Source organism: Arthrobacter silvisoli (genome assembly GCF_003369445.1).
Classification (GTDB): Bacteria; Actinomycetota; Actinomycetes; order Actinomycetales; family Micrococcaceae; genus Arthrobacter; species Arthrobacter silvisoli.
The window spans coordinates 1-1,665 of record NZ_QRCU01000055.1 but is presented as its reverse complement, the minus strand read 5'-3'; the positions used below and the strand labels follow the sequence as shown (position 1 = coordinate 1,665).

Annotated in this window: 1 protein-coding gene; it reads right to left on the bottom strand. The window is 65.6% G+C overall.

Annotated features, from left to right (window positions below; all coding sequences use genetic code 11):
- Window positions 1–290: 290 nt before the first annotated feature.
- A complete protein-coding gene (locus tag DWV11_RS13305) occupies window positions 291–1,397 on the bottom strand; it encodes an IS110 family RNA-guided transposase (RefSeq protein ID WP_115789407.1) in 1,107 nt (368 codons plus the stop codon).
- Window positions 1,398–1,665: the final 268 nt, after the last annotated feature.

Below are 1,665 nucleotides of genomic sequence, written 5' to 3'. Positions count from 1 at the left end.
CTAATATGTAGTCGTTTCTGTCAAGAGGCAGGGGGAAGGGGGCCCGGGTCGGTGAGCCTGGGGCCGCTTCTGGGATGTAGGCCGGGGTGTCTGGCGGGTGTTCAGCGTGTCGTTGGCGACGGCGTGGTCAGACTAATATGCGCGGGTTGGTTACCGCAGGGCGAAGGTGTTCGGCTGGAGCGTATCGCTTCTCTAGGGTCGAGTGTGACCGTTTTACGGGTTGCTCATAGTTTCGGCGCGAGTTCGCTCCACGCGCTGCGAGAGACACCTGCGCCGGACATCCCGGGGTTTCAAGGCCGCTGCTGTGCGGCGGTGGTTTGCGCTTCGCTGGCCAGGGACCAGCACCAGCCGGCCAGTTCCCGGGCGATCGCGACATTGGCGACCACGGGCCGTTTCCGGTGGTCAAGGTAGACGAGCCAACGATCATGCAGGCGCAGGTTGCCGGCCTGCCCACGGGCCCGGGCGGCGGGGGTCGCTGCTTCCCAACGCGAACGCATCAAGACTGACGGGTGCGTGTAGGGCCGGCGGTGATGCCAGGCCGCTTCGATCAGCAGCCGACGGGCATGGGAGTTGCCGGTCTTGGTGATACTTCCTTGGGAACGGTGCTGGCCGGAAGAGTTCTCCGAAGGCACCAGGCCCAGGTAGGCGCCGATCGTGCGGCCGGTGAACCGGTTCCAGTCCCCGATCTCCACGGCCAGACCGAACGCCGTCAGGGTTGAGATCCCGCGCAGGCATTGCAGGGCCCTGACGACCGGGGTGTACTCGCTGTCATAGGCCAGTTTCACAATGGCTTTGTCCAGACGGTCGCGCCGGGCCAGGGTCTCCGTGACCGCGTCAAGGGCAAGATCATAGGCCAACTGCAGCGCGGCCGAATCGAAGCGTTGCCGGTAGAGCCACCTCAGATGGGCCTGCGTCCAGGTATCCCCGCCGGTGTAATGGATGCCCTGACGCAACAACAGTTTCGAGACCCGGTGCCGGGCCCGCATCAGGTCCCCGCGGGTATCTTCCCTGGCCCGGACCAGGTCCCTGGCCGCTTCCTGCCCGGGGCCCGGGACGGTGACTTCGGTGATCTGGTCCAGCTTCAGCAGCCGGGCCAGATGCAGGGCATCGTTCCTATCGGTTTTCACCCGGTCCCCGGGCGGGCGCTGGAGCTTGGACGGTGCCGCGACCACACAATCAATGCCGGCCGCGCGCAGGAACCGTGCCAGGACAAAGCCGGTCGGGCCAGCCTCGTAAACCACCTTGCACGGGCCAGGCAAACCCTGGATCCAAGCCAGGATCTGCCCGTGGTCCGGGGTCAGCCGGGACCGGAGAATCTCGCCGGTCTGCCCGTCGATCGCGCAGGCAGCAACCGTCAGGGCGTGGACATCCAGGCCCACGTGAGTACGCTCGAACATAGCTGGAACCTCCAACCTTCAAATGTGGCTCTGCCCCAACGGACTAAGTCTGGGGACAACCCACGAGAACTTGAAGAGAAGGTTCCAGCCCACGTTTCCTGGTCCTTCTGACAAAGGCCATCACCGCCGGGATTCAGGGTCCGGACCGCACGGCCCCGGACCCAGTCACACCCCACAGCCCGCGGTCCGGAGCCGTCCCGGCGACAATGGACGATCAGAAGGACCGGAACCCACCCCGGGCCGCAGCCCCCTCACACATATCGTCTAG

What these genes read in the sequence shown, in the direction of transcription:
- DWV11_RS13305 (WP_115789407.1), bottom strand. Translation starts at nt 1,397, where the DNA reads ATGTTCGAGCGTACTCACGTGGGCCTGGATGTCCACGCCCTGACGGTT.